A 26407-nucleotide genomic window follows, 5' to 3' on the forward strand; every position below is an offset into this window, starting at 1 on the left:
CATGCGGGTTCTGGATCGCAAACTGGTACGGGACATTCGGCGGCTCTGGGCGCAGAGCCTGGCGATTGGCGCCGTGCTGGCGACCGGGGTGATGATCATGGTCATGTCGGTGGGTACGCAGCGCTCGCTGATCGAGACGCGCGACACGTTCTACGAACGCAACCGGATGGCGGATATCTGGTCCGCCGTTCGGCGGGCTCCGCTGTCGGTGGCCGGGCAACTCGCCGAAATCGAGGGCGTGGCACGGGTTGAGCCGCGCATCAGCCAGTTCGCGATCCTGGACATCGCGGGGGTGATCGAACCGGCGATGGGGCAGGTGCTGTCCTTGCCCATTACGTCCGATCCCCTTTTGAACGTGCCGCTTTTGCGCAGCGGGCGTTTCCCGGCGGCAGGGCGGGGAGACGAGGTTCTGGTGAACGAAACCTTTGCGCTGGCAAACGGCTTCGGGCTGGGGGACAGCTTCCAGGTCACTCTGAACGGGCAAAAGCGCGTGGTGACAATTGTCGGCTCGGCGCTGACACCGGAGTTCATCTACAATATCGGTCCGGGGGCGCTGATGCCCGATGACCGGCGATTTGCGATTCTGTGGATGGCCGAGGATGTGCTGGGCGCGGTGTTTGACCTGGACGGGGCGTTCAACTCGGTCAGCCTGTCGCTGACCCGCGGGGCGCAACCGGACGAGGTTGCCGATGCGGTCGAGGAGATCCTGAAACCCCATGGCGGCACGGGCGCGGTCCTGCGCAAGGACCAGGTGTCCAACGCCTTTCTGGATGGCGAGCTGAAGCAGCTGGATGTCATGGCACGGGTGGTGCCGCCGATCTTCCTGGTGATCTCGGCCTTCCTGGTGAACATGGTTCTGGGGCGGCTGATTGCCTTGGAGCGCGAGCAGATCGGGCTCTTGAAGGCGCTGGGGTATCACGACCGGGAAGTCGCCTGGCATTACGTGAAGCTGGCCCTGCTGATCGGAGCTATCGGCGTATTGCTGGGTTGGGGCTTTGGCCTCTGGGCCGGGCGGGGCATGGCGGTGCTGTATCAGCAGTTCTTTCACTTCCCCTACCTGGTCTTCGTGCAATACCCGACGACCTGGGTGATCTCGGGTGCGGCCGGGCTGATGGCGGCGGTGCTGGGCGCGGTGTTTGCGGTGCGCCGGGTGGCGGTGCTGCGCCCGGCGGTGGCGATGAGCCCGCCGGCGCCGACCCGATTCCGCCGGGGCCTGCTGGACCGGGTCGTGCTTCTGTTGCGGCCGCGTCAAACGACCATGATGATTTTGCGCGCCATCGGTCGCTGGCCCCTGCGCGCGGCCCTGACCAGCCTGGGCATTGCAACTTCGGCGGCGGTGATGGTGGCCTCGATGTTCATGTTCGACGCCATGGACGAGTTGCTGGATGTCAGTTTCTCGCAGGTGAACCGTCAGGATGCGGTACTGACCTTCGCGCTGGAGCGGCCCGAGGCGGTGTTGGAGGACGTGGCGAACCTGCCCGGGGTCATGCTGGCCGAGGGCAGCTGGGATCTGGCCGCCGAGCTGACCCATGGGCCACGCGCGCGTAATGTTGGCATTTCTGCTCTGCGCGTGGGCAATGACCTGTCGCGGGTGTTCGATGCGGAAAGCGGTGATCTGATCAGGCCGGAAAACGGCGTTGTCCTGTCGCGCCGTCTGGCCGGGCATCTGGATGCGCAGGTGGGTGACGTACTGGAGGTCGAGTTCCTGCAAATGCGTGAAGCCCGGCATGAGGTCGTCGTGACCGGCGTGGTGAAACAGTATTTCGGCCTTGGCGCCTGGATGGATGCCGAAGCGCTGGCGCGGCTGTTGAACGTGGCCCCCCGCGTAACCGGAGCGAACCTGGAAATCGACGAGGCGGCGGCGCCCGCGCTTTATGAGGCCGTGAAGGACACACCAGCGATCAGCGGCGTGACCCTGATGTCGCGCATCCGGCAGAGCTTTGACGACACGATCGCAGAAAACGCGGGCATGACGACCACGATCAACTCACTGCTGGCCGCATTGATAGCAATCGGGGTGGTCTACAACTCGGCGCGCATCCAGCTGTCGGAACGGGCGCGCGAGCTCGCCTCCCTGCGCATTCTGGGCTTTACCCGGGGCGAGGTGAGCTACATCCTTCTGGGCGAGCTGGCGATCCTGACCCTGGTGGCGATCCCCATCGGGCTGTGGATGGGGGCGGGACTGGCGGCAGGCATGGTTGCAAGCTTTGACAGCGACCTCTATTCGATCCCGCTGGTCATCACGCGGGACACCTATGTACGCGCCGTTCTGGTGGTGGTGGCGGCCTCGGTCGTCTCGGCCCTGATCGTGCGGCGGCGGATCGACCGGATGGACCTGGTCGCGGTAATGAAAACACGGGAGTAAGACGATGGCAGGCATGAGACAGATTCTTCTGGGCGCCGTCGGGCTGGCCGCTGTCGGCGGTTTTGCCTGGGTGGCCTTGCAGCCCGAAGAGGTGCCCGTGGACATGGCCGTGCTGGAGCGCGGCGTGATGGAAGTAACCGTGAACGCCGAGGGTGAGACGCGCATTCGCGACGTGTTTGACGTTTCGGCCCCGGTGGCGGGGCGCGTGCTGCGCAGCCCGGTCTCGGTCGGCGATGCGGTGGTGGCCGGGGAAACCGTGGTGGCGCGGATCGAACCGGGGGAGCCCGCTTTCCTGGATGACCGGTCGCGCAGCCAGGCTGAAGCCGCCGTGGCCCAGGCCGAAGCCGCCGTGGCCCTGGCCGAGGCACAGGTGGCGATTGCCGAGGCCGACCTCGGGTTTGCCCAGGTCCAGCTGACCCGCGTGAACGGGCTGCATTCGCGCGGTACGGTGAGCCAGGCGCAGTTGGACGAGGCGGAACTGGAGCTGGACCGCGCGGCGGCGACGCTGGAAAGCGCGCATGCCACCCTTGCGATGCGCGAAGCCGAACTGGCCGCGCAGCGCGCGGTGCTGATCGAGCCGGACGCGACCGGAGGGGCGGAGGGCGCGGCCTGCTGCATCTCGCTGCTCGCCCCGGTAAGCGGGGCCGTTCTGAGCGTCGAAAGCGAAAGCGCGCGCATGGTGGGGTCGGGCACGCCGCTCTTGTCCGTTGGCCGGACTGGCGACCTGGAGGTCGAGGTGGAACTGCTCTCGACAGATGCGGTGCGGCTGTCTACCGGTGCCTCGGCCTATGTCGAGCGCTGGGGCGGGGCCGGGGATTTGCAGGCGCGTGTGCGGGTGATCGAACCCGCGGGCTTCACCAAGATCAGCGCGCTGGGCATCGAAGAACAGCGCGTGCGCGCGGTGCTGGAATTCGTCACGGAGGAAGCAGAACGCGAGGCGCTGGGCCATGGTTTCCGTGTCTTCCTGCGGATCGTCGAGTGGCGTGGCGAGGATGTGCTGCGCCTGCCGATCTCGGCTCTTTTCCGCGATGGCGACAGTTGGGCGGTGTTTGCGGTCGAGGCCGGGCAGGCGAAGCTGACCCGGGTCGAGATCGGCCACCGCGCGACCGATGTGGCCGAGGTGCTGGACGGGCTTGCCCCCGGGGCCCAGGTGGTGCTGCACCCGGGTGACAAGGTGTCGGATGGGGTGTTGGTGCTGGACCGGGCGCAACTGGAATGACCGCGCGTTCCGCCCAGGCGTGTTGTCTTGCGGAGCCTTCCGGCGCCGCTCGGGCATGACGCGCAGGTCAAGGCAACGGCCCCATTGACAGGACGGGCCTTGATGGGACAATGTGCGCCATCCGCAGCGATGGCGTCGCTGCCCATGGGTCAGGCGCAAGCCCCCATGGTCCGGAATCACTGCCCTGGACGCCGGGGTGTTGGTTGGCCGGATTTGCGACTTGTACCATCCGGCCCTTCGGAGAAGGAGAGGCGGATGGAACGCCCCCAGTTTTTTGTTTGTGAAAACGGTGAAAAGGCAAAACTGCCCTTTTCGGATGGTGAATATGAACGCCGTCTGAGCGAGCTGCGCGCGATCATGAATGCGCGTGGGGTCGAGGCGGCGGTGTTCACCTCGATGCACAATATCGCCTATTATTCAGGTTTCCTGTACTGCGCCTTCGGGCGGCCCTATGCCTGCGTGGTGACGGCGGATCGTTGCACCACCGTGTCGGCGAATATCGACGGTGGCCAGCCCTGGCGCCGCAGCTACGGTGACAATGTCATCTACACCGATTGGGAGCGCAACAACTACTGGCGCGCTGTGAAGGAGCTGGTGGGCAATGCCAAATCCATCGGCATCGAAGGCGACCATATGAGCCTGGCGCAGCGCGGGTTGCTGGACGAGTTCCTGGGCAATCGCGAAGTTGTGGACATCGCCCCCGACACGATGACGGCGCGCATGATCAAGAGCGCCGAGGAAATCGCGCTGATCCGCGAAGGCGCGCGCATCGCCGACGTGGGCGGGCAGGCGATCTATGACGCGATCAAGGAAGGCGCGCGCGAGATCGACGTGGCCATGGCCGGCCGCGACGCGATGGAGCTGGAGATTTCCCGCGCCCATCCCGACAGCGAAATCCGCGACACCTGGGTCTGGTTCCAGGCGGGCATCAACACCGACGGCGCCCACAACCCCGTGACCACGCGCCGCCTGCAGATGGGCGATATCCTGTCCTTGAACACCTTTCCGATGATCTCGGGCTACTATACCGCTCTGGAACGTACCCTGTTCCTGGGGGAGCCTGACGCGGAAAGCCTGCGTATCTGGGAGGCCAATGTCGAAGCACATGAGCTGGGCATCTCGCTGATCAAGCCGGGGGCCACCTGCGCGGGCATCACTGCCGAGATCAACAGGTTCTTCGAAAGCAAGAACCTGCTGCAGTACCGCAGCTTCGGATACGGCCACAGCTTCGGCGTGCTCAGCCACTACTATGGCCGCGAGGCCGGGCTGGAACTGCGTGAGGACATCCACACCGAACTGGTCGCGGGACATGTCGTGTCGATGGAACCGATGCTGTTCCTGCCCGAAGGTCTGGCCGGCGCGGGTGGCTATCGTGAACACGATATTCTCGTTGTGGGCGAGGATGGGGCCGAGAACATCACCGGCTTCCCCTATGGGCCGGAGCACAATATCGTCGCAGGTTGACGCAAACGCGCTGAAACCTGTCGGAGAATCTCCAGTTCTGTCGCTTTTATGCGGCAATGTGTCGAAAAGCGTGAATAGGCTGCCCCGGCGGCCTGTTCGCAGGAAAAGTGGAGAAAGAGTGCGTTGGGTTTAGTGGACGCCGAAGTTGACGTTAGGTTCAGCCGAACGATCACCGCGGAACTCCTGACGCGTTCGACGGGAAAAAAGACCGTTTTGGACTTGTCATTCGGTGTGGTTTCCCGTGAAGTGAACGAAAAAGGTCGCCTTGACTGTTGAAACCTGAATTGGTTTCGTGTTGGCTCAAGAGCAACCATAACAAATACATAGACCAGGGGGGTCACTTGGCAGACGCTGCTTCCAACGACGGTTTCGTCGTTTTTGATCGTGTCCAGAAAAGCTATGACGGGGTAAACCTGGTCGTGAAAGACCTGAACCTGTCCATTGCTCAGGGCGAATTTCTGACCATGCTCGGGCCCTCAGGTTCCGGCAAGACCACATGCCTGATGATGCTGGCGGGGTTCGAAACAGCAACCCATGGCGATATCCGCCTGGATGGGCGCCCGATCAACAATATTCCGCCGCACAAGCGCGGCATCGGAATGGTGTTCCAGAACTACGCGTTATTCCCGCACATGACGGTGGCCGAGAACCTGGCCTTCCCGCTTGAGGTCCGCAAGCTGGGCAAATCCGAGCGCGAGGCCAAGGTCAAGCGCGCGCTGGAGATGGTTCAGATGGGCGAGTTTGGTGGCCGTCGTCCGGCCCAGCTGTCCGGTGGTCAGCAGCAGCGTATCGCTTTGGCGCGCGCCTTGGTGTTCGAACCCGAACTGGTGCTGATGGACGAGCCGCTGGGTGCGCTCGACAAGCAGTTGCGCGAGCATATGCAATTCGAGATCACTCGTCTGGCCCATGAGCTGGGCATCACCACGGTCTACGTGACCCACGACCAGACCGAAGCCCTGACCATGTCCGACAATGTCGCCGTGTTCGACGATGGCCGCATTCAGCAGCTGGCTCCGCCGGCCCAGCTTTACGAGAAGCCGGAGAACAGCTTCGTGGCGCAGTTCATCGGCGAGAACAACACTCTCGAAGGTGTCGTGACCGAATTGAACGGTGACACCTGTGTTGTGCGCCTGGACGACGGCGAGGAGCTGGACGCCACCCCGGTGAACGTGTCGAAGGTGGGCGAGCGGACCAAGGTTTCGATCCGGCCGGAACGGGTCGAGTTCAACAAGGACCGCCTGCATGCCGACGCACACCTGCTGAAGGCCGAGGTTATGGAATTCATCTACATGGGCGACGTGTTCCGCACCCGTCTGCGGGTCGCTGGCAATGACGAGTTTATCATCAAGAGCCGCAACGCGCCGGACCAGGTGCGCCTGGAGCCGGGCAGCCAGATCGAGATCGGTTGGCTGCCGCAGGACTGCCGCGCGCTGGACGCCTGAAGTATTGCCCCCCGCTCCCGGGAAAGCCGGGTGCAGGGGACCAAATGGCCCCGGATCTGCCCGTCACCCGGGGACCCTCTCATAGAACGGGAAAGAAATAGGGAGTATGTAATGAAACTGACAAAGACTCTTCTGGCGACGACCGCGCTGGCTGCCACGTCAGGCGCTGCGCTGGCCGATGGCCACATGGCGAACGAGCTGACCCTGGTGTCCTGGGGTGGTGCCTATCAGGCCAGCCAGGTGAAAGCCTATGTCGAACCCTACCTGGCAATGAACCCCGGTGTGACCGTTGTCTGGGACGAGAGCTCGGCCGAGGCCACCGCCAAGATGCGCGCCATGAACGAAGCCGGCAACGTGACCTGGGACCTGGTCGACGCCGTGGCCTCGGACGCGATGCGCATGTGTGACGAAGGCCTGATCGAAGAGCTGGACCACGACGCCGATCTGGCCGCTGCCCCGGATGGCACCTCGGCATCGGACGACTTCGGCGACCTGCTGGTGTCGGACTGCTTCGTGCCGCAGATCGTCTACTCGACCACCTTCGGCTACCGCACCGACATGGTGGGTGACACCCCGCCGACCTCGATCTGCGCGATCTTCGACCTGGACGCCTACCCGGGTAAGCGTTCGCTGCAGAAACGCCCGATCGACAACATGGAATGGGCCCTGTACTGCGACGGTGTCGCCAAGGACGAGATCTATGACGTGCTGGGCACCGATGAAGGTGTCGACCGCGCGCTCGCCAAGCTCGGCACCATCAAGGACCAGGTTGTCTGGTGGACCGCCGGCGCCGAAACTCCGCAGCTGCTGGCGGATGGCGAAGTTGTCTTCGGCTCGACCTTCAACGGTCGTCTGTTCTCGGCCATCGCCGAACAGGGCCAGCCGATCGGCATGCTCTGGGACATGCAGTCCTTCGATCTGGACGGCTGGGTTCTGCCCGCCGGTCTGCCCGAAGACCGCAAGGCCCGTGCGATGGACTTCCTGAAGTTTGCCACCGACACCCAGCGTCTGGCTGACCAGGCTGCCTACATCTCCTACGGTCCGGCCCGTGCCTCCTCGGCCCCGCTGGTCGGCAAGCACGCCGAACTGGGCATCGACATGGCGCCGCACATGCCGACCGACCCGGCCAACTCCGGCAACGTGCATGTCTACGACTACGAGTGGTGGGCTGACAACCGCGATGACCTGGACGCCAAGTTCCAGGCGTGGCTGGCCAAATAATCAGGTTTCGACCTGCGGGAAGGGCCTCTTGGGCGGCCCTTCCCACCCCCCTCTTTTTCTCCTTTTTCCGAGACTTCATTCGTTAGTCACTTTGTGACCTGCAACAACGAACAAGACGACAGGGATGACATGAGCGACACGACCCTAGATGGCCCGGTGCTGGCCGCAGACGGCACACCGCTGAAGCGCAGCCTCGCGCGGGCGCTGCGCCGCCAGAAACTGCGCGCGCTGATGCTGATCGCGCCCTTGCTGATCTTCATCCTGGTGACGTTCATCATGCCGGTGGCGGACATGCTGTTCCGCTCGGTGGAAAACGGCATCGTCGAGGACACGCTGCCGCGCACCGTGGTGGCGCTGGCCGACTGGGATGCGGACAGCGGTGAACTGCCCTCGGAGGCGGTGTTTGCCGCGATGGCGGCCGACCTGAAGGACGCGGCCGAGGCCAAGACCCATACCAAGGTGGGGTCGCGCCTGAACTACGAAAACCCGGGCATTTCCTCTCTGTTCCGCAAGACAGGCCGCAGGGCCAAGAAATTCGATATCGAGGCCGACGGCCCCTGGAAGGAACAGCTGATCGATATCAACGATGGCTGGGGCGAGCGCGAAGTGTGGCGCACGATCCAGACCTATTCGCCGACGTACACCGCTGGCTACTACCTGAATGCGGTCGACATGCAGGTGGGTACCGACGGGGCCGAAATGCGCCCCGAGGATGAGCGCATCTACATGCTGCTGCTGAAGCGGACGCTGTGGATGTCGCTGCTGATCACCTTCAGCTGCATTCTGCTCGGCTACCCGGTGGCCTGGATTCTGGCCAACCTGCCGATGCGCCAGGCGAACCTTCTGATGATCCTGGTGCTGCTTCCCTTCTGGACCTCACTCCTGGTGCGGACCTCGGCCTGGAAGATCCTGCTGCAGCAGCAGGGGGTGATCAACGACATCCTCGTCTGGATCGGCCTGGTGGCGGATGACAACCGCCTGGTCATGATCAACAACCAGTTCGGCACCATCGTGGCGATGACCCATATTCTGCTGCCCTTCATGATCCTGCCGATGTATTCGGTGATGCAGACCATCCCGCCCAGCTATCTGCGTGCGGCCAAGAGCCTTGGCGCAACCGACTGGACGGCCTTCTGGAGGGTCTATTTCCCGCAGACGGTGCCGGGGATCGGCGCGGGCTCGATCCTCGTCTTCATCCTGGCGATTGGCTACTATATCACGCCGGCGCTGGTGGGCGGTACGACCGGTACCTTCATCTCGAACCGGATTGCCTTCCACATCTCGACATCGCTCAACTGGGGCCTCGCAGCCGCATTGGGTGCAATCCTTCTGGCGGTCGTCCTGGCGCTCTATTGGGCCTATGACAAGATCGTCGGCATTGACAACGTGAAGCTGGGGTAACTGACATGAGCGGAATTCCTTCTTATGCCTCCACCGGCCAGCGGGTCTGGTACTACACTTTCCGGGTCATCTGCGGGGTGATCTTCTTCTTCCTGATCGCACCGATCGTGGTGGTGATGCCCTTGAGCTTCAACGCGCAGGACTTCTTCACCTTCACGCCGGAAATGCTGCGGCTGGACCCGGCGGGGTATTCGTTGAAGCACTATCGTGACTTCTTCTCCAGCCCGGACTGGCAGCAGGCACTGGGCAACTCGGTGACGATTGCCCCGGTGGCGACGCTGCTGTCGGTCGGTTTCGGCACGCTGGCGGCCATTGGCCTCAGCCAGCCGCATGTGCCGTTCCGTCGAGCGATCATGGCAATCCTGATTTCGCCGATGATCGTGCCTCTGATCATCTCGGCCGCGGGCATGTACTTCTTCTACTCGCGCCTTGGTCTGCAGGGCAGCTACTGGGGTGTGGTGCTGGCGCATGCCGCTCTGGGCATTCCTTTCGTGATCATCACCGTGACCGCAACGCTGGTGGGCTTCGACCACTCGCTGACCCGGGCGGCGGCGAACATGGGCGCCGACCCGGTGACAACCTTCCGCCGGGTGCAGATGCCGCTGATCCTGCCGGGCGTGATTTCGGGGGCGCTGTTTGCCTTCATCACCTCGTTCGACGAGGTGGTCGTGGTGCTCTTCGTCGGTTCGGCCAGCCAGAAGACCCTGCCCTGGCAGATGTTCCTGGGCCTGCGCGAGCAGATCAGCCCGACCATCCTGGCGGTGGCAACGATCCTGGTCGTAATCTCGATCGCGCTTCTGACCACGGTCGAACTCCTGCGTCGCCGCAGCGAGAAACTGCGCGGCATGAGCCCACAGTAATCCGGCCTGCACGGTGAACCGGGAAACGGCGCCCTCGGGCGCCGTTTTTCTTTGCATGTTCCCCGTGTCAAAGAATTGTTAAGCAAATTGCGCCATGCCGGGCGAAAGCCATTCCAGCGCCCCTTGCAGCCCCCCGTGCCCGGCACTAAGACTCTGTAAGGACCCGCGCGGGTAAGATTTCGAAACGTGAACTGAGCAGGCTGACCGACATGCACGATCCCATGGAAACCTACATGAACACCCTTGTGCCGATGGTGGTCGAACAGACCTCGCGCGGCGAACGGGCCTATGACATTTTTTCGCGTCTGCTGAAGGAGCGGATCATCTTCCTTTCGGGCCCCGTGCATGACGGCATGGCGTCGCTGATCGTGGCCCAGCTTCTGCATCTGGAAGCCGAGAACCCGACGAAAGAGATTTCGATGTACATCAACTCGCCCGGTGGCGTGGTGACATCGGGTCTGTCGATCTATGACACGATGCAATACATCAAGCCGAAGGTCTCGACCCTGGTCGTCGGCCAGGCCGCCTCGATGGGGTCGCTCCTGCTTGCCGCCGGTGAGCCGGGCATGCGTTTCTCGCTGCCCAACTCGCGTATCATGGTGCACCAGCCCTCCGGTGGCTACCAGGGTCAGGCGACGGATATCATGATCCACGCCCAGGAAACCCAGAAGCTCAAGGACCGGCTGAACGGCATTTACGTGAAGCATACCGGCCAGAAGATGAAGACCGTGGTAGAGGCGCTGGAACGCGACAACTTCATGTCCGCCGAGGAAGCCAAGGAGTGGGGCCTGATCGACGAGATCGTCGAAAACCGCCCGAAAGGCGAAGAAGAATAAGAGGGAAAGGGGCACGATTTTTTCGCGTTGTGCCCCTCCCGCCGCTGCTCTAGGTTTGAAAGAGGGCGAAATGGTAGGCCGTGGGGCCCAGGATCAACCAACCGGGCGTGGCCCGAGGGAATGCAAGAATGTCGAACAACTCCTCCGGTGACAGCAAGAACACCCTCTACTGCTCGTTCTGCGGAAAGAGCCAGCACGAGGTGCGCAAGCTGATCGCGGGGCCGACCGTCTTCATCTGTGACGAATGCGTCGAGCTGTGCATGGATATCATTCGCGAGGAGACCAAATCCTCGGGGCTGAAGGCCGCCGACGGGGTGCCCACTCCGCGGGAGATCTGCGAGGTGCTGGACGATTACGTGATCGGTCAGGCGGTGGCGAAACGGGTTCTGTCGGTGGCGGTGCACAACCACTACAAACGCCTGAACCACGCCGCCAAGGCGGGGGATGAGATCGAACTGTCCAAGTCGAACATCCTGCTGATCGGCCCGACGGGTTGTGGCAAGACGCTTTTGGCCCAGACGCTGGCGCGCATTCTGGACGTGCCTTTCACCATGGCCGATGCCACCACGCTGACCGAAGCGGGCTACGTGGGCGAGGACGTGGAAAACATCATCCTCAAGCTCTTGCAGGCGTCCGAATACAACGTTGAACGTGCGCAGCGCGGCATCGTCTATATCGACGAGGTCGACAAGATCACCCGCAAGTCGGACAACCCTTCGATCACCCGCGACGTGTCGGGCGAGGGTGTGCAGCAGGCGCTGTTGAAGATCATGGAAGGCACCGTTGCCTCTGTGCCGCCGCAGGGCGGGCGCAAACATCCGCAGCAGGAATTCCTGCAGGTCGACACCACCAACATCCTGTTCATTTGTGGCGGCGCCTTCGCCGGGCTGGACAAGATCATCGCTCAGCGCGGCAAGGGGTCGGCGATCGGCTTCGGCGCCGATGTGCGCGACGAAAGCACCAAGACCGTGGGTGAGCATTTCAAGGAACTGGAGCCCGAGGATCTGCTGAAATTCGGCCTGATCCCGGAATTCGTTGGTCGTCTGCCGGTGATTGCCACGCTGGAGGATCTGGACGCCGACGCGCTTGTCACCATCCTGACCGCGCCCAAGAACGCCCTGGTCAAGCAGTACCAGCGCCTGTTCGAACTGGAAGATGCCAAACTGTCCTTTACCGAGGATGCGTTGACAGCAATCGCCAAACGCGCCATCCAACGCAAGACCGGTGCACGAGGCCTGCGCTCGATCATGGAAGACATCCTGCTGGACACGATGTTCGACCTGCCGGGCCTGGAAAACGTGGATGAGGTCGTGGTCAATGAAGAGGCCGTCGGCCCGGATGCGAACCCGCTGATCATCTACGCGGATGCCGCCGCCGAGGGCGCATCGGCCGGCTGATCCGGCCACAGAGATTTGAGGGCGCCCCACGGGGCGCCTTTTCCATTGAACACGTCACCAAGGTACATAGGGTGGACAGCCATGACCGACCGTATCCGCCGCATCCACTCCGGTGGGGAGTTCGAGGCCAGGATCGGCTATTGCCGCGCCGTGGTGGCCGGGGGTTTTGTACATGTCGCGGGCACCGTGGGGCAGGGTGACACGGTAGAGGCACAGTGCCGTGCGGCGCTCGATACGATCAGGACGGCGCTGGAAAAAACGGGTGCAAGCCTCGCGGATGCGGTGCGGGTGAACTACTACCTGCCCGACCGGCACGAATTCGAACCCTGCTGGCCGATTCTGGCCGAGGCCTTTGGCGACAACCCTCCGGCCGCGACAATGGTCGAATGCGCGCTCATCGACCCGAAATTCCGGATCGAGATCGAACTGACCGCCCTTGCACCGGCCTGACCGGTCGGGCCGGATTGCCACAGGGCCACCTGACCTCTGGACCTCGGCGCCGGATTGCGCCATATGTCTTGGGACTCGAATTGGAGGTTTACATGCGACTGCTCTCGCTTCTGACCTGGTGGCACGGTGAAACCATCGGCACCTGGCTGTTTACCCGCCGCAAGGGCGTCAAGGTTGGCGAGGACGAGCAGGGCAATGTCTTCTACCGCAACGCGGACGACAGCCGCCGCTGGGTGATCTACAACGGAGAACCCGAAGCCTCGCGCGTCAGCCCGGACTGGCATGGCTGGCTGCATTTCACCTTCAACGACAACCCGGCCGACCAGCCCTTGTCCCACAAGGCTTGGGAAGCGCCGCACCAGGACAACCTGACCGGCACCACGATGGCCTATGCGCCTGCGGGCTCGCTGCGCCAGGCGGCTCCTGCCGAACGGCGCGACTACGAGGCCTGGCAGCCGGAGTAATCCGGCCCGCACGAACTGGCCGGGGGTTTCTTATGGCGAGCCACAGCGCAGAAGTTATCACGGGCGGGGTCGTCCTGGCCGGGGCAGTCGGCTTCTTCCTTTATGCCAGCCAGATCGCGGGCTATTCCGGCACGGGCGCGCTGGACAGTTACACGGCGTCCTTCCGTTCGGTCGAAGGCATCTCGATCGGCACTGATGTGCGTCTGGCAGGCGTCAAGGTCGGATCCGTCACCGACATGGATCTGAACCCGACCACTTTCCGCGCCGACACCACATTCTCGGTGCAATCTGACGTGCCTCTGCCCGAAGACACCGCCGTGGTAATCTCCTCCGAAGGGCTGCTGGGCGGTTCCTTTGTCGAGCTTTTGCCGGGTGGTTCGCCCTTCAACCTCGATCCGGGAGCCGAGATCGAAGATACGCAAAGCTCGGTCAGCGTGGTTAATCTCCTGATGAAATTCGTAGCTGGCGGAGAAGAGGAGTGATCCGTTCCGCGCTTGTCGCCCTCATGGCCCTGACCGCCCCTGTCTTGGCGCAGGACGAGGCCAGCATCGGCACCGGTGCAACGTTGCGCGGGCTGGACAAGCACGCGGGCACGGCGGTGGACCTGCCGCTGCGCGCGGGCCAAACCGTGTCGCTGGGGTGGTTGCAGATCACACTCGCCGAATGCCGTTATCCGACCACAAATCCGTCGGGCGATGCCTTTGCCTATCTGGTGATCCGCGAGGAGGCCGGCGAAGCAGCGATCTTCGAAGGCTGGATGGTCGCCTCCTCGCCAGCGCTGAACGCGCTGGACCATGGGCGTTACGACGTGTGGGTGTTGAACTGCACCACCGATTGAGCGTCGGGCAGGGGACGGGCGTGGATGTCCGCAGCACCCTGCAAAGCCTGTTCCAGCAGATCGTGATACTGATCGCGCGGGATTTCTACTCCGCCCAGGCTGGCCAGGTGATCGGTCAGGAACTGCGTGTCGAACAGGGTGAAGCCGCAGCCGGACAGATGGGCCACCGCATGGGCCAGTGCAATCTTTGACGCGTCCCGGCGGCGCGAGAACATGCTTTCCCCGAAAAAGGCCCGCCCGAGGCTGACTCCATAGGTGCCGCCGACCAGAGCGTCGCCGTCCCAGACCTCGAAACTGTGGGCGAATCCCATGCGGTGCAGCGCCCTGTAGAGGTCAAAGATCGTCTCGTTGATCCATGTCTCGTCCCGATCGGAGCAGCCCTGCACCACGCCCGCGAAATCCTCGTCCAGTGAGATACGGAAGGGTGTCTGGCGGATACGTTTGCGCAAGGAGCGGGACAGACGAAACCCGTCCAGGGGCAACACGCCGCGCATGTCCGGATCGACCCAGAAAACGCGCGGGTCGTCGCGGCCGTCAGCCATGGGAAAGATTCCCATGGCATAGGCTCTGAGGAGCAGTTCGGGTGTCAGCTCCGGGTCATGGTCCTGATCATGCGGGGGCGGGGCCAAGGGGCCCTCAGCCCATGTTGGCATCCAGCCAGCGTTCCAGCCAGTGGATGTTGTAATCGCCCGAGTGGATGTCATCTTCTTCCAGAAGCGCGTGAAACAGCGGCACGGTGGTGTCCACCCCGTCCACGATCAGCTCGCCCAGGGCACGATGCAGGCGCGACAGCGCCTCGGCCCGGTCACGGCCATGCACGATCAGCTTGCCGATCAGCGAATCGTAATAGGGCGGGATCGAATAGCCGTCATAAAGCGCCGAATCCATGCGCACACCCAGCCCGCCGGGGGCGTGGTATTGGGTGATCTTGCCCGGGCAGGGGGCGAAGTTCGGCAGGCGTTCGGCGTTGATGCGGATTTCGATCGCGTGGCCGTTCACCACCAGGTCGTCCTGGGTGAACGAGAGCGGCAGCCCTTCGGCCACACGGATCTGTTCGCGCACAAGGTCGACACCGAAAATGGCTTCGGTCACGGGGTGTTCCACCTGCAGACGGGTGTTCATCTCGATGAAATAGAACTCGCCATCTTCATAGAGGAACTCGACCGTGCCGGCGCCGGCATAGCCCATCTCGGCAACGGCCTTGGCGCAAATGCCACCGATCCTGGCGCGTTCTTCGGGCGTAATGCAGGGGCCGGGGGCCTCTTCAAAAACCTTCTGGTGTCGGCGCTGCAGCGAGCAGTCGCGCTCGGCCAGGTGAACCCCGCCGCCCTGACCGTCGCCAAAGACCTGCACTTCGATGTGACGCGGCCGCTGGAGGTATTTCTCCATATAGACCTCGTCATTGCCGAACGCGGCTTTCGCTTCCGACCGTGCGGTGGAAAAGGCGGTGTCGATGTCGGCTTCGGTTTCGGCGACCTTCATGCCGCGCCCGCCGCCACCAGCGGTGGCCTTGATGATCACCGGGTAGCCCATCTCGGCCGCCATCTTGCGCGCCGAAGCCAGGTCCGGCACACCACCATCGGACCCGGGCACCACCGGGATGCCCAGCTTGATCGCGGTATCCTTGGCGGTAATCTTGTCGCCCATCATGCGGATATGCTTGGCCGAGGGGCCGATGAAGGCGATCTCGTGGTCTTCAAGCGCCTGCACGAAATTGGCGTTCTCCGACAGGAAACCATAGCCAGGGTGCACGGCCTGTGCGCCGGTGATCTCGCAGGCGGCGATGATACCGGCAATCGACAGGTAGCTGTCGGTGCCCGGCGGGGGGCCAATGCAGACGCTCTCGTCGGCCATACGCACATGCATGGCATCGACATCGGCGGTGGAATGCACAGCCACGGTCTTGATGCCCATTTCGCGGGCGGCGCGGATGACGCGCAGGGCGATCTCTCCGCGGTTGGCGATCAGGATTTTCTCGAACATCCCGGCCGCCCTTATTCGACGATCATCAGAGGCGCGCCGAATTCGACGGGGGCGCCGTCTTCGACCAGAATGCGTTTCACCGTGCCGGAATGCGGCGCGGGGATCTGGTTCATGGTCTTCATGGCTTCGATGATCAGCACGGTCTGGCCTTCCGACACCTGATCACCGACCTTGACGAAGGAGGGCGCACCGGGCTCGGGTTGCAGATAGGCGGTGCCGACCATCGGCGAGGGCACGGCACCGGGGTGGTTCGCCGGATCCTCGGCGGCCTCGGGGGCGGGGGCAGCAGCAGCGGCCGCCACGGGTGCAGCGGCGGGGACCGGGGCCGCAGCCACGGGGGCAGCAACCTGCGCGACCACTTCCTTTGCGCGGCTGACGCGCACGTTCAGGGCGTTGTTCTCGCCATATTCGCGCATGACCTCCAACTCGGTCAGGTCATTTTCCTGAAGCAGCTCGGCCAGTGCCTGGATAAAGGCCACGTCGTTGTCGTGCGATTTCTTTGTCATGCCGTCCTCGACCCAATTCGCCCGCGTCGCTTGGCGGGCTGATGAAGTTTCCAGCTATATAGACGTAGGGGAAAGGGGAGAAAAGGGGGCGCGGGCATTCCCTTGCAGTAAGCGCCGGGGCGGAATGCCGCGCCGGTGCTGTCTCAGCCGTGCAAAGGGGGGGCTGGGCCGGGTGTCCGGGGCCGCTATCTGTTTGAACGGAAAGACAACCCCGGCGAAAATGGCGGGTTGCGGCGGCACCGGCCCGGTCAGGCGGCATTCGCCCCGCTGGAGGGCGTGTCATATGGCTGCTCCAACTGCGCCACGCCCACGCGTTCGGCCGGTTCAAGCGCCCGGCTCTCGACCGTGACGGCGGCTGGGGCCGCGTCCGCCTCCGCACTGTCCGTGTCGGCATGCGCCGTGGGCCTGACCGCTTCGGCGTCCCGGTCGTGGTTGCGGGTGGCTTCCAGCCGGGCAAGCGTCGCCTGCAAGTCTTGTTCGACCTCCAGCAACGTGACTTCGAAAGTCGGCGGGGGGCCGGTCTGCACGTCCGGGTCGCGCCGCGCCGCATGGAGGTCGCGCGCCGCGTCAGCGGCGGTCCCATCCCGGTGGGCCGTGTTTGCATCCGTCTGCGCCCGATCCGTGCGCCGGCTTTCGTCGATCACCGGAACCTCGGGCGGTGTGCGTGTCGGCATCTGCGCGGCAATGCTGGCCTGTGCGCCGAAAGGTGCCGGTCCTGAGATGTCCATTTTCCGTGCTCCTGTGCCTGGTTCAATCAGGAGCCCCCACGGTCGTACAGGTTAGACCCAGGTGATGAACCAGGGGTTAACGCCAGAAGGTTTCGGGTGTCAGGGTTAACGTGGCGTTAGCGCGTGGCGATACAGATGATCCAGGAACCGTGCGGCATCGGCGAAATGCTCATCCGTTCGCGGGGTCAGAATCGCGCGGACCTGGGTGTCAAAATCCGCGTAATGCTGCGTTGTCGACCAGATCGAGAAAATCAGATGGTAGGGGTCTACATCGGCCAGGCGCCCTGCGGCGATCCATCCGCGCAGGACCTTGGCCTTTTCATCCACCAGAGCTTTCAGAGGCCCTTCGATCTGGTCGTGGATGCGCGGTGCGCCCTGCACGATTTCATTGGCAAACAGGCGGCTTTCCCGGGGCAGGTCGCGCGCCATGTCCAGCTTGCGCAGCACATAGGCGATGATTTCCTCGACCGGGTCGCCGTCATCCTTCAATGCCCTGAGCGGCTCAAGCCAGCTTTCCATCAACCCGGACAGCAGCTCGGTGTGGATCGCTTCCTTCGACGGGAAATAATAGAGCAGGTTCGGTTTGGACAGCCCGGCCTCCCGGGCGATCTGATCCAGGGTGGAGCCGCGAAACCCGTGGCGCGAGAACACCTCCAGCGCGGCCTCCAGGATCGTTGCCCGGTTGCGTTCCTGTATCCGCGTACGTGGTCGCGCGCTCGACATGTACTGCCCTCCACTGGTCCGGGGTTCGCCAAGGTTTGAATGTGCAGGGATTTCAGCCAAAGTTCAACATTTGGCTACAATGGCATACCAGAAAACTTGGCCACGAGCTCGGGCAGTTTACGCGCGCCGAATTTCTCCAGAAGCCGGGCGCGATGGGCCTCGACGGTTCGATAGGACAGGCCCAGCTCCAGGCCGATCTCCTTCGAGGTCTGCCCCTGGCAGGTCAGGATCGCGATCTCGCGTTCGCGCGGGGTCAGTTCGACGACAGGCCGTTCCGAGGACAGGTCGACAAAGCTCCAGACCCCACGGCGAAACGGGTTGTCCGGCGTCACGCTCTGCCCACGGACCCGGCACCAGAACAGCTCGCCATCCAGACGCCGCATGACCCGTTCATCCTCGTAACGCCCACTTTCGCGCATGACTTCCAGCCCGCGCGCCCCGATCCGCTCATAGTCCTGCGCGGTCGGATAGACCCGCGCCAGCGGCGTGTCGGCGAATTCATCGGCGGGGGCGCCGAACATCTCGCCAAAGCGCAGGTTGGCGACGCGCACCACCCGGTCTTCCAGGATGGCCAGCCCGATGGGGGCGTTGAGAAAGGCGATTTCATTCAGGTCCATGGCCTGCATCCTGCCCTGTCGGCGCGGGCATTTCCAGACGCGTATTTCTACGCGATTGCGCGACCGATGGTCCCGGTCCCATGCTTAGGGCAGCGAAAAGGAGGCCCGCATGGTGCATATCGTTGGTTGGGGACATACGAAATTCGGCAAGCTCACGGAGATGGATCTGGAGGCGCTGATCACGGCAGCCGGGGGGGAGGCCCTGACCCATGCCGGTGTGGCGCCGAAGGATGTGGACGGCATCTGGGTCGGCCATTTCAACGGCGGCATGGTGGGGGACGGGTTTCCGTCGTCGCTGGCGTTGTCGATCCATCCGGACCTGCGCTTCACCCCGGCAACGCGGGTCGAGAACGCCTGTGCCTCGGGCGCGGCGGCCATCTTTGCCGCGCGCAATGCGATCGAGGCCGGGCGCTGCAAGATCGCCCTGGTGATCGGCGCCGAGAAGATGACCCACCTGCCCACAGCCGAGGTCGCCAAGGGGCTGGGCCATGCCGCCTACCAGGCCGAAGAAGCCGGGATGAGCTTCCCGCAGGTCTTTGCCGGATTTGCGCGGGCCTATTTCGACAAATGGGGCGACCACAGCCAGGCGCTGGCCGAGATCGCGGCCAAGAACCACCTGAACGCTATGGACAACCCGCTGGCGCAGTTGCACAAGCCGCTGCCGGTCGAATTCTGCGCCGAGGTGAGCGAGAAGAACCCGATGGTGGCCGACCCTCTGAAGGTGACGGATTGTTCGCTGGTCTCGGACGGGGCGGCGGCGCTGGTGCTGGTCTCGGACGACGTGGCCGCGACCATGCCCCGCGCGGTCAGGCTGCGGGCCGCCGAGCAGGTCAATGACCTCTTGCCCATGTCGCGCCGCGATCTGACTGCATTCGAGGGACCTCGCCGGGCGATTGGCCAGGCACTTGAGGTGGCCGGGCTGGGGTTGGCGGATCTTGATCTGGCCGAGGTGCATGACTGTTTCACCATTGCCGAGCTGATGATCTACGAGGCCATGGGGTTGGCGGAACCGGGTCAGGGGGCGCGGCTTCTGACAGACGGCACCGTACGGCGCGGCGGCGTGCTGCCGGTCAACCTATCGGGCGGGCTCAAGGCCAAGGGCCACCCGGTCGGCGCGACCGGCGTGTCGATGCATGTTCTGGTGGCGCGTCAGCTCGCGGGGGAGGCCGAGGCAATGCAGCTGCCCGGTGCTTCCAAGGGGCTGGTTTTCAACATGGGCGGGTCGGGCGTGGCATCATACGCCTCCGTACTAGAGGGCGTGCGATGAACATCGCGCTCTGGCTCGAACGGATCGCAACCACGCAGGGCGACCGGCCAGCACTGTTTCGCGGGGCCAAGCAGGTGGCGGATTACGCCGGGTTCCACCGCGCCGCCACCGGGCTTGCCGGGGCGCTGAGGGCGCGCGGGATCCGCCCGGGCGACCGCGTGGCCATGTTCATGAAGAACTGCCCGGAGTTCCTGATCGCGCTCTACGGTATCTGGGCCACCGGCGCGGCGGCCGTGCCGATCAACGCCAAGCTCCACCCGAAGGAAGCCGCCTTTATCATCGAAAACGCGGGGGCAAAACTGGCGGTGGTCACGCCTGCCCTGGGTCTGGAAACGGCCAGTGACGTGGAGGTTTTGCACGGGGAGGGCTTCGACGCAGCCTGCGTCCATGACCCGGTGCCGGTGCTGAGCCGGGGCAAGGATGACCTGGCCTGGCTGTTCTACACCTCCGGCACGACCGGCCAGCCCAAGGGGGTGCGCATTACCCATGGCATGTTGGTGACAATGTCGCTGGGCTATCTGGCCGATGTGGACGAGGTGCATGGCGAGGACGCCGCCTTCTACATGGCGCCGATGAGCCACGGCGCGGGGCTTTATGCGCCCGTGCATGTGCTGCACGGCGCGCGTCATATCTGCCCGATGTCGGGCGGGTTCGACGAGGTCGAACTGCTGGATGCAGCCGAAGCGCAGGGCCCGCTGTCCATGTTCATGGCGCCGACCATGGTTCGCCGCCTGACCGATGTGGCAAAACGCGAGGGACGCCGTGGCGAAGGGATCAAGACGATCGTCTATGGTGGCGGGCCGATGTACCTGGCCGATATCGTCGAGGCGGTGGACTGGTTCGGCCCCCGGTTCGTGCAGATTTACGGCCAGGGCGAATGCCCGATGGCGATCACCGCGCTGTCACGCGAGGAGGTGGCGGACCGCAGCCATCCGAACTGGCAGGCACGGCTGGCCTCGGTCGGCCGCGCGCAAAGCGTGGTGGAACTGGCCATCGACGGGGCGAAGGCGCCCGGGGATGTGGGCGAGATCATGGCGCGGGGCCTGCCGGTCATGCCGGGGTATTGGCGCAACCTCGAAGCCACCAATGCGACCCTGGTCGATGGCTGGCTGCATACCGGCGACATGGGGTTCCTGGACGCGGATGGCTATCTGACCCTGCGGGATCGGTCGAAGGACGTGATCATCTCGGGCGGGTCGAACATTTATCCGCGGGAAGTCGAAGAGGCGCTGTTGACCCTTGAGGGCGTGCGCGAAGTGTCCGTTGTCGGCCAGCCGGACGCGGAATGGGGCGAGGTCGTGGTGGCCTTCGTGGTCGGCGACGCGCTCAGTGATACGGATCTTGACGCTCATTGCCTTGCACATATCGCACGTTTCAAGCGACCGAAGGCCTATATTCGCGTCGATAGCTTACCAAAAAACAACTACGGCAAGGTTTTGAAGACCGAGCTGCGTAAACTGCTGGAGGAAGAATCATGACAGATCTGACAGGAAAGACCGCGTTGGTGACAGGGTCGGTTCAGGGGATCGGACTGGCGGTGGCCAAAGCGCTGGCCGAGGCTGGCGCCCGCATTGCGGTGCATGGGCTGGCGGATGCCGAAACCGCCAGCGAAGTTTGTGCCGAGATCACCGCGCAGGGCGCGCCGGAAGTGCGGTTCTTTGGTACCGATCTGCGCGAACCCGACCGTATCGACCGCATGATGGCGGAACTTGAGGTCTGGGGCGGGGTGGACGTGTTGGTCAACAATGCCGGCATCCAGCATACCGCCCCGCTGGCCGAGATGCCGCGCGAGACCTGGGCGGCAATCCTGGATGTGAACCTGTCGGCCGCCTTCCACACCATGCAGGCGGCAATGCCGGGCATGGCCGAACGGGGCTATGGCCGGGTGGTGAATATCGCCTCGGTTCACGGGCTGGTTGCCTCGGTCAACAAGGCGCCTTATTGCGCGGCGAAATTCGGGCTGGTGGGGTTAAGCCGTGTTGCCGCGCTGGAATATGCGGCCCAGGGCGCGAAGGCCAGAGGAGGCGTGACGGTGAATTGCATAGCGCCGGGCTGGACCGAAACCGCGATCATCGAGCCGCAGGTGGCGGCGCGGGCGGCGCTGCATGGCGGCGACCGGGATGCGGGCGTCGCCGATCTGCTGGCCGAGAAGCAGCCCAGCCGCCGCCTGTCCGATCCGTCCGAGATCGGGGCACTGGCACTGTGGCTCTGCGATCCGGTGGCACATAACGTAACCGGCACGACCATCCCGGTGGATGGCGGCTGGACCGCGCAATAGCGATCCATTGGGGCAGGGCGGTGCAGAGCGCCCCGCTCAAACTCAGCGGCAGCGTGCCTCGTAATAGGTGCCGTCGCCGCGCGCATAGGCGCAAAGGCCGGTCTGCTGGTTGCGCGCCACAACGGTGCCGGCGGCGGCTCCGGCCAGGGCGGCAAGCACGGTCCAGTTGCTATTGGCGTTCACAATGTCCGCGGCAAGCAGACCTGCCGCCGCACCGCCCAGGGCTCCCACAGCCAGCTGCTGATCCGGTGTGAGCGTGTTGTAGCAGCCAGCCAAACCCAGACTCGCCGAAAGGGTCAGGGCTGTCAGTTTCACTCGCATGGGCCTTCCTTTCTTGCTGTCGCGTCCCGCGTCTACAATTCGCCCAAACGATACCGCCTTCAACCTCGGGGTGATCCTGTACTTCTGACAGGCTGAAACCCGCCGGAATTCGGGGAAAAAAAGGCCGGTGCACGAAGCACCGGCCGACAGGGAGTGAGGACACAGGGGTGTGCCCTCCGGGGAGTCGAATGTCTTAGATCGCGAGGTACTCCATACGCAGGGCCTCGTTGTCCAGAACCTCCTGGGCGGTGCCGTCGAAGACCACGGTGCCAGTGTCCAGGATCACCGCGCGGTCGGCCAGTTCCAGTGCGCGCACCGCGTTCTGTTCGACGATCACGGTCGTGATGCCCTGTTCCTTGATGATGTTGAGCGTCTTTTCGATCTCGTCCACGATCACCGGGGCGAGGCCCTCATAGGGTTCATCCAGCAAAAGCACCTTGATGTCGCGCACCAGCGCGCGGGCGATGGCCAGCATCTGCTGCTCGCCGCCCGACAGCGTCGTGCCCTCCTGCTTGCGGCGTTCCTTGAGGCGCGGGAACAGCTCGTAGACGCGATCCAGCGACCAGCCGATTGGCGGGGCGATCTGGGCCAGTTGCAGGTTCTCTTCCACGGTCAGGCCCTGGATGATGCGCCGGTCTTCGGGCACCAGGGCTATGCCGCGCTGCGAGGCGTCGTAGGATTTCATGTTATGCAGCGCCTCGTGGTCCAGCCAGACCTCGCCATGGGTGATCATCGGATCATCCAGTCGGGCAATCGCGCGCAGGGTCGAGGTCTTGCCCGCCCCGTTGCGGCCCAGAAGAGCCAGGATTTCACCCTCGTGTACAGTAAAGCTAACCCCTTGAACGATATAGCTTTCACCGTAATAGGCGTGTATGTCCCAGACCGAGAAGAAGGCGGGAGCGGTGGCCGCCTGGTTCTGGAATTTCGAGAAATCCCGTTTTTCACGCGTGTGGTCCGCCGGGTCGATCAGTCGTTCGTCTGCCATTGATGCCTCCCTCAATGCGCCTCACCCAGATAGGCCTCTTGGACCTTCGGATGACCTTTGATGTTTTCCGGCGTGTCCTCGACCAGGGGCGTGCCCTGGGCCAGGACGGTGATGCGCTCGGCCAGCGAGAACACCACGTGCATGTCATGTTCGATGATCGCCATGGTGATGTCGCGCTTCTCGTTGATTTCCTTCAGAAGGTCGATCGTGTTGTTGGTATCGGCGCGCGCCATGCCCGCAGTGGGCTCGTCGAGCAGCAGGAGTTTCGGGTCCTGCACCAGGCACATGGCCATTTCGAGCCGCCGCTTGTCACCCCGCGACATCGAGGCCGCGTTCATGTGGCGCTTGTCGATCATGTTCACGTCGATCAGCATCTGCTCGGCCTTTTCGACCAGTTCCTTCTCGTTCTCCACACCTTCGAAGGCATGCATGCGGAAGGCGCCGTCGCGCTTGGCAAAGCAGGGGATCATCATGTTTTCCATGACGTCCAGATCTCCGAAGATTTCCGGGGTCTGGAACACGCGGGAGATGCCCATCTGATTGATCTCGTGCGGCGTTCGGCCCAGCACCGACTGCCCGTTGAACAGGACCGAGCCCTCGTCAGGGATGAGCTTGCCCACAAAGCAGTTCAGCAGAGTGGACTTGCCCGCGCCGTTCGGCCCGATAATGGCATGCACGGAGTTTTCCTGGACCGAGAGGTTCACGTTGCCAAGCGCCTGAAGGCCCCCGAAACGTTTCCCCACGCCTTTGACTTCAAGAAGTCCCATCTTTCAGCCTCCTCTTATTCAGCCACGTGCGGCGATTGTTTCGGTTGATGCTCGGGGTCATCGATGTCTTCGTCCGACTTGCCGCGCTTGAACAGTCCCGCCAGTTTCTGGCCACCTTCGACCAGGCCACCGGGCAGGAAGATCACGACCAGCATGAACAGCAGACCCGAGGTCAGGTGCCAGCCCGAGCCGACGAAGTATTCCGCGACCCAGACCACCGCGCCTTCCAGCCCGTCCGGCAGGAAGCCGAACCACTGGCGCAAGACCTGTTCGTTGATCTTCGAGAAGATGTTCTCGAAATACTTGATGAAGCCTGCGCCCAGAACCGGGCCCATCATGGTCCCGAGGCCGCCCAGAATGGTCATCAGGACAACTTCACCCGAGGCGGTCCACTGCATGCGCTCAGCACCGGCCAGCGGGTCCATTGCAGCCAGCAGGCCACCGGCCAGACCGGCATACATGCCCGAGATCACGAAGGCCGCCAGCGTATAGGGGCGCGCGTTCAGCCCGGTGTAGTTCAGACGGGTCTGGTTGGTCTTGATTGCGCGCAGCATCAGGCCGAAGGGCGAGCGGAAGATCCGCAGGCTCAGGTAGAAGGCCAGGATCGCGATCACGGCAGAGAAGTAGTAGCCGTTGTTGAAGGTGAACTCCCACGCGCCGATGTCGGCGACCCAGAAATTCTCGCGCATGACGATGCCGAAGAAATGCGGGCTCTGCGGCTCGTTGGCGCCCATCAGGATCTGCACGTCATCGGTATAGACCTGCAGGCCGGTTTCCCCATTGGTGATCGGGGTCAGAACCGAATAGGCCAGGTTGTAGCTCATCTGCGCGAAGGCCAGCGTCAGGATCGAGAAGTAGATGCCCGAGCGGCGCAGCGAGACGAATCCGATCAGCAGCGCGAAGAGGCCGGAGGTGATGATCGCCAGCGGCAGGCCCCAGATCACGTTGTAGTCCAGAAGCTTGTACATCCAGACGACCGTGTAGGAGCCCACGCCCAGGAAGGCCGCGTGGCCAAAGGACAGGTAGCCGGTGAGGCCGAAAAGGATGTTGAAGCCGATTGCAAAGATGCCGAAGATCGCGAAACGCTGCATCAGGTCCGGGTAGCCGGCGTTGAACTGAGCGAGGCTCGAGCCTTCGGGGAAGGGTTGCAGAATGATCGGTGTCAGCAGCGTCAGCGCGATGACAATTAACAGGAAGCGGGTGTCTTTCTTGTTCAGTCCCAGCATGTCTTAGTCCTCCATCACGCCTTTGCGGCCCATCAGGCCACGCGGCCGCGTCAGCAGGATCGCGATGGCAACAAGGTAGATGATGATCTGGTCGATGCCCGGGATCATCGATTTGATCCAGTTCATCGAAGCGAAGCTTTCCAGGATGCCCAGCATGAAGCCGGCCAGCACCGCCCCGGGCAGGGAGCCCATGCCGCCGACAACGACCACGACGAAGGACAGCACCAGGAAGTCCATGCCCATGTGGTAGTTGGGCGAGTTGATCGGTGCATACATCACACCCGCCAGCCCCGCGACCGCGGCGGCCAGACCGAACATGATGGTGAAACGCTTGTCGATGTTGATGCCCAGCAGGCCCACGGTCTCGCGGTCCGCCATGCCGGCACGCACGACCATGCCGAAGGTGGTGAATTGCAGGAAGGCAAACACCGCGGCGACGATCACGGCAGCGAAACCGAAATAGACCATGCGCCAGTAGGGGTAGATGATCAGGTTCGGATCGAAGCCCAGCAGAACACCGAAGTCGAACGAGCCCTTGAAGGCCTCTGGTGCACCGGTCTGGATCGGGTTGGCGCCGAACCAGTGTTTCACCAGCTCCTGCAACACGATGGCCAGGCCGAACGTGACCAGGATCTGGTCGGCGTGGGGACGTTTGTAGAAATGCTTGATCAGGCCGCGCTCCATGATGAAGCCGACCAGAAGCATGATCGGGATCGAGAAGAGGATCGCCAGCGGCACCGACCAGTCGATGATCGCCGCACCTGTTTCGGGTCCGAACCAGCTTTCGATGTAAGGCGTTTTCACCTTCAGTGGGTTGCCCAGAAAGTCCGTTCTGGTCGGGTCGACCGTTTCGAAGGACAGGCTCAGGAGGCGCTGCAGCGAAACGGCACAGAAGGCGCCGATCATGAACAGCGCCCCGTGGGCGAAGTTCACCACGCCCAGCGTGCCGAAGATCAAAGTAAGCCCAAGCGCGATCAGCGCGTAGGCTGAGCCCTTGTCGAGCCCGTTCAGGATTTGAAGAAGGATGGCGTCCATTGTCCCCACCTTTG

26 protein-coding genes and 1 pseudogene are annotated in these 26407 nt (G+C 63.5%); 16 read left to right on the forward strand and 11 right to left on the reverse strand.

What is annotated here, in order from left to right:
* The first annotated feature begins 1 nt into the window (after position 1).
* The 13 genes and pseudogenes from Q1V43_RS00400 to Q1V43_RS00460 all read left to right on the forward strand — a co-directional run bounded on the left by Q1V43_RS00400 (position 2) and on the right by Q1V43_RS00460 (position 13957).
* A complete protein-coding gene (locus Q1V43_RS00400) occupies positions 2–2365 on the forward strand; it encodes an ABC transporter permease (RefSeq protein WP_300512775.1) in 2364 nt (787 codons plus the stop codon).
* A 13-nt stretch (positions 2366–2378) separates the two neighbouring features.
* Entirely contained in the window at positions 2379–3584 is a 1206-nt protein-coding gene (locus Q1V43_RS00405; RefSeq protein ID WP_300512777.1) for an HlyD family efflux transporter periplasmic adaptor subunit, read from the forward strand.
* A gap of 255 nt (positions 3585–3839) precedes the next feature.
* Positions 3840–5048 (forward strand): aminopeptidase P family protein, encoded by a 1209-nt coding sequence (locus tag Q1V43_RS00410; protein ID WP_300512778.1) that lies wholly within the window; start codon positions 3840–3842, stop codon positions 5046–5048.
* 341 nt (positions 5049–5389) lie between these two features.
* Positions 5390–6490: an ABC transporter ATP-binding protein gene (locus tag Q1V43_RS00415; RefSeq protein WP_300512780.1), complete on the forward strand. Its 1101-nt coding sequence runs from the start codon at positions 5390–5392 to the stop codon at positions 6488–6490.
* 111 nt (positions 6491–6601) lie between these two features.
* Positions 6602–7711, forward strand: a complete 1110-nt coding sequence (locus Q1V43_RS00420; protein ID WP_300512782.1) for an extracellular solute-binding protein — start codon at positions 6602–6604, stop codon at positions 7709–7711.
* 129 nt (positions 7712–7840) lie between these two features.
* Positions 7841–9112 carry an ABC transporter permease gene (locus tag Q1V43_RS00425; RefSeq protein WP_300512784.1) on the forward strand — a complete coding sequence of 424 codons (1272 nt, stop codon included), beginning with the start codon at positions 7841–7843 and terminating at the stop codon, positions 9110–9112.
* A 23-nt stretch (positions 9113–9135) separates the two neighbouring features.
* A pseudogene (locus Q1V43_RS00430) lies at positions 9136–9972 on the forward strand (ABC transporter permease); the annotation flags it as partial.
* A gap of 209 nt (positions 9973–10181) precedes the next feature.
* Positions 10182–10808, forward strand: coding sequence for an ATP-dependent Clp protease proteolytic subunit (locus tag Q1V43_RS00435; protein WP_300512788.1), 627 nt, complete (start codon positions 10182–10184; stop codon positions 10806–10808).
* 128 nt (positions 10809–10936) lie between these two features.
* Positions 10937–12205, forward strand: coding sequence for an ATP-dependent Clp protease ATP-binding subunit ClpX (gene clpX, locus Q1V43_RS00440; protein WP_300512790.1), 1269 nt, complete (start codon positions 10937–10939; stop codon positions 12203–12205).
* An 81-nt stretch (positions 12206–12286) separates the two neighbouring features.
* Entirely contained in the window at positions 12287–12655 is a 369-nt protein-coding gene (locus tag Q1V43_RS00445) for a RidA family protein (protein WP_300512792.1), read from the forward strand.
* Positions 12656–12747: 92 nt separating this feature from the next.
* A complete protein-coding gene (locus tag Q1V43_RS00450; RefSeq protein WP_300512794.1) occupies positions 12748–13119 on the forward strand; it encodes an NADH:ubiquinone oxidoreductase subunit NDUFA12 in 372 nt (123 codons plus the stop codon).
* Positions 13120–13151: 32 nt separating this feature from the next.
* Complete coding sequence (mlaD, locus tag Q1V43_RS00455; protein ID WP_300512796.1) at positions 13152–13601, forward strand: outer membrane lipid asymmetry maintenance protein MlaD; 450 nt, start codon at positions 13152–13154, stop codon at positions 13599–13601.
* Positions 13598–13957 (forward strand): DUF2155 domain-containing protein, encoded by a 360-nt coding sequence (locus tag Q1V43_RS00460; RefSeq protein ID WP_300512798.1) that lies wholly within the window; start codon positions 13598–13600, stop codon positions 13955–13957. Before mlaD ends, Q1V43_RS00460 begins: the two co-directional genes overlap by 4 nt.
* Here Q1V43_RS00460 and aat read toward each other — a convergent pair.
* From aat to Q1V43_RS00490, 6 genes are all read right to left on the reverse strand, one after another.
* Positions 13921–14610, reverse strand: a complete 690-nt coding sequence (gene aat / locus Q1V43_RS00465; protein WP_300512800.1) for a leucyl/phenylalanyl-tRNA--protein transferase — start codon at positions 14608–14610, stop codon at positions 13921–13923. The two genes, Q1V43_RS00460 and aat, sit on opposite strands and share 37 nt — an antisense overlap.
* A complete protein-coding gene (gene accC, locus Q1V43_RS00470; RefSeq protein WP_300512802.1) occupies positions 14594–15940 on the reverse strand; it encodes an acetyl-CoA carboxylase biotin carboxylase subunit in 1347 nt (448 codons plus the stop codon). Before accC ends, aat begins: the two co-directional genes overlap by 17 nt.
* An 11-nt stretch (positions 15941–15951) precedes the next feature.
* Positions 15952–16446 (reverse strand): acetyl-CoA carboxylase biotin carboxyl carrier protein, encoded by a 495-nt coding sequence (gene accB, locus Q1V43_RS00475; RefSeq protein WP_300512804.1) that lies wholly within the window; start codon positions 16444–16446, stop codon positions 15952–15954.
* A 248-nt stretch (positions 16447–16694) separates the two neighbouring features.
* Positions 16695–17174: a hypothetical protein gene (locus tag Q1V43_RS00480; RefSeq protein ID WP_300512806.1), complete on the reverse strand. Its 480-nt coding sequence runs from the start codon at positions 17172–17174 to the stop codon at positions 16695–16697.
* A 105-nt stretch (positions 17175–17279) separates the two neighbouring features.
* Positions 17280–17897, reverse strand: a complete 618-nt coding sequence (locus tag Q1V43_RS00485; protein ID WP_300512808.1) for a TetR family transcriptional regulator C-terminal domain-containing protein — start codon at positions 17895–17897, stop codon at positions 17280–17282.
* 74 nt (positions 17898–17971) lie between these two features.
* Positions 17972–18508 (reverse strand): LuxR C-terminal-related transcriptional regulator, encoded by a 537-nt coding sequence (locus Q1V43_RS00490; protein WP_300512950.1) that lies wholly within the window; start codon positions 18506–18508, stop codon positions 17972–17974.
* 115 nt (positions 18509–18623) lie between these two features.
* Between Q1V43_RS00490 and Q1V43_RS00495 the strand changes: the two genes are divergently transcribed.
* The 3 genes from Q1V43_RS00495 to Q1V43_RS00505 are packed head-to-tail and all read left to right on the forward strand — an operon-like array spanning position 18624 to position 22059.
* Entirely contained in the window at positions 18624–19781 is a 1158-nt protein-coding gene (locus Q1V43_RS00495; protein WP_300512810.1) for an acetyl-CoA acetyltransferase, read from the forward strand.
* On the forward strand, positions 19778–21259 hold the full coding sequence (locus Q1V43_RS00500) for an AMP-binding protein (protein WP_300512812.1): 1482 nt from the start codon (positions 19778–19780) through the stop codon (positions 21257–21259). The genes Q1V43_RS00495 and Q1V43_RS00500 overlap by 4 nt, the downstream gene beginning before the upstream one ends.
* On the forward strand, positions 21256–22059 hold the full coding sequence (locus Q1V43_RS00505; protein ID WP_300512814.1) for a 3-hydroxybutyrate dehydrogenase: 804 nt from the start codon (positions 21256–21258) through the stop codon (positions 22057–22059). The genes Q1V43_RS00500 and Q1V43_RS00505 overlap by 4 nt, the downstream gene beginning before the upstream one ends.
* Positions 22060–22101: 42 nt before the next feature.
* Here the strand turns inward: Q1V43_RS00505 and Q1V43_RS00510 are convergent, their stop codons facing one another.
* From Q1V43_RS00510 to Q1V43_RS00530, 5 genes are all read right to left on the reverse strand, one after another.
* Positions 22102–22380, reverse strand: coding sequence for a glycine zipper 2TM domain-containing protein (locus tag Q1V43_RS00510; protein ID WP_300512816.1), 279 nt, complete (start codon positions 22378–22380; stop codon positions 22102–22104).
* A 193-nt stretch (positions 22381–22573) separates the two neighbouring features.
* A complete protein-coding gene (locus Q1V43_RS00515; RefSeq protein WP_300512818.1) occupies positions 22574–23365 on the reverse strand; it encodes an ABC transporter ATP-binding protein in 792 nt (263 codons plus the stop codon).
* Between the two features lie 11 nt (positions 23366–23376).
* Positions 23377–24132, reverse strand: a complete 756-nt coding sequence (locus Q1V43_RS00520; protein WP_300512820.1) for an ABC transporter ATP-binding protein — start codon at positions 24130–24132, stop codon at positions 23377–23379.
* A 14-nt stretch (positions 24133–24146) separates the two neighbouring features.
* The gene (locus Q1V43_RS00525; RefSeq protein ID WP_300512822.1) at positions 24147–25358 is read right to left on the reverse strand and encodes a branched-chain amino acid ABC transporter permease; all 1212 of its coding nucleotides are present in this window, start codon (positions 25356–25358) and stop codon (positions 24147–24149) included.
* A gap of 3 nt (positions 25359–25361) precedes the next feature.
* Entirely contained in the window at positions 25362–26393 is a 1032-nt protein-coding gene (locus tag Q1V43_RS00530) for a branched-chain amino acid ABC transporter permease (RefSeq protein ID WP_300512825.1), read from the reverse strand.
* Positions 26394–26407: the final 14 nt, after the last annotated feature.

The sequence above is a fragment of the Aliiroseovarius sp. genome, assembly GCF_030148435.1.
Taxonomy (GTDB): Bacteria; Pseudomonadota; Alphaproteobacteria; order Rhodobacterales; family Rhodobacteraceae; genus JASBTN01.

Coding starts and splice junctions, on each gene's coding strand:
- Q1V43_RS00400 (WP_300512775.1), top strand. CDS start 2: ATGCGGGTTCTGGATCGCAAACTGGTACGGGACATTCGGCGGCTCTGG.
- Q1V43_RS00405 (WP_300512777.1), top strand. CDS start 2,379: ATGAGACAGATTCTTCTGGGCGCCGTCGGGCTGGCCGCTGTCGGCGGT.
- Q1V43_RS00410 (WP_300512778.1), top strand. CDS start 3,840: ATGGAACGCCCCCAGTTTTTTGTTTGTGAAAACGGTGAAAAGGCAAAA.
- Q1V43_RS00420 (WP_300512782.1), top strand. CDS start 6,602: ATGAAACTGACAAAGACTCTTCTGGCGACGACCGCGCTGGCTGCCACG.
- Q1V43_RS00425 (WP_300512784.1), top strand. CDS start 7,841: ATGAGCGACACGACCCTAGATGGCCCGGTGCTGGCCGCAGACGGCACA.
- Q1V43_RS00435 (WP_300512788.1), top strand. CDS start 10,182: ATGCACGATCCCATGGAAACCTACATGAACACCCTTGTGCCGATGGTG.
- clpX (WP_300512790.1), top strand. CDS start 10,937: ATGTCGAACAACTCCTCCGGTGACAGCAAGAACACCCTCTACTGCTCG.
- Q1V43_RS00445 (WP_300512792.1), top strand. CDS start 12,287: ATGACCGACCGTATCCGCCGCATCCACTCCGGTGGGGAGTTCGAGGCC.
- Q1V43_RS00450 (WP_300512794.1), top strand. CDS start 12,748: ATGCGACTGCTCTCGCTTCTGACCTGGTGGCACGGTGAAACCATCGGC.
- mlaD (WP_300512796.1), top strand. CDS start 13,152: ATGGCGAGCCACAGCGCAGAAGTTATCACGGGCGGGGTCGTCCTGGCC.
- aat (WP_300512800.1), bottom strand. CDS start 14,610: ATGCCAACATGGGCTGAGGGCCCCTTGGCCCCGCCCCCGCATGATCAG.
- accC (WP_300512802.1), bottom strand. CDS start 15,940: ATGTTCGAGAAAATCCTGATCGCCAACCGCGGAGAGATCGCCCTGCGC.
- accB (WP_300512804.1), bottom strand. CDS start 16,446: ATGACAAAGAAATCGCACGACAACGACGTGGCCTTTATCCAGGCACTG.
- Q1V43_RS00480 (WP_300512806.1), bottom strand. CDS start 17,174: ATGGACATCTCAGGACCGGCACCTTTCGGCGCACAGGCCAGCATTGCC.
- Q1V43_RS00485 (WP_300512808.1), bottom strand. CDS start 17,897: ATGTCGAGCGCGCGACCACGTACGCGGATACAGGAACGCAACCGGGCA.
- Q1V43_RS00495 (WP_300512810.1), top strand. CDS start 18,624: ATGGTGCATATCGTTGGTTGGGGACATACGAAATTCGGCAAGCTCACG.
- Q1V43_RS00500 (WP_300512812.1), top strand. CDS start 19,778: ATGAACATCGCGCTCTGGCTCGAACGGATCGCAACCACGCAGGGCGAC.
- Q1V43_RS00505 (WP_300512814.1), top strand. CDS start 21,256: ATGACAGATCTGACAGGAAAGACCGCGTTGGTGACAGGGTCGGTTCAG.
- Q1V43_RS00510 (WP_300512816.1), bottom strand. CDS start 22,380: ATGCGAGTGAAACTGACAGCCCTGACCCTTTCGGCGAGTCTGGGTTTG.
- Q1V43_RS00515 (WP_300512818.1), bottom strand. CDS start 23,365: ATGGCAGACGAACGACTGATCGACCCGGCGGACCACACGCGTGAAAAA.
- Q1V43_RS00520 (WP_300512820.1), bottom strand. CDS start 24,132: ATGGGACTTCTTGAAGTCAAAGGCGTGGGGAAACGTTTCGGGGGCCTT.
- Q1V43_RS00525 (WP_300512822.1), bottom strand. CDS start 25,358: ATGCTGGGACTGAACAAGAAAGACACCCGCTTCCTGTTAATTGTCATC.
- Q1V43_RS00530 (WP_300512825.1), bottom strand. CDS start 26,393: ATGGACGCCATCCTTCTTCAAATCCTGAACGGGCTCGACAAGGGCTCA.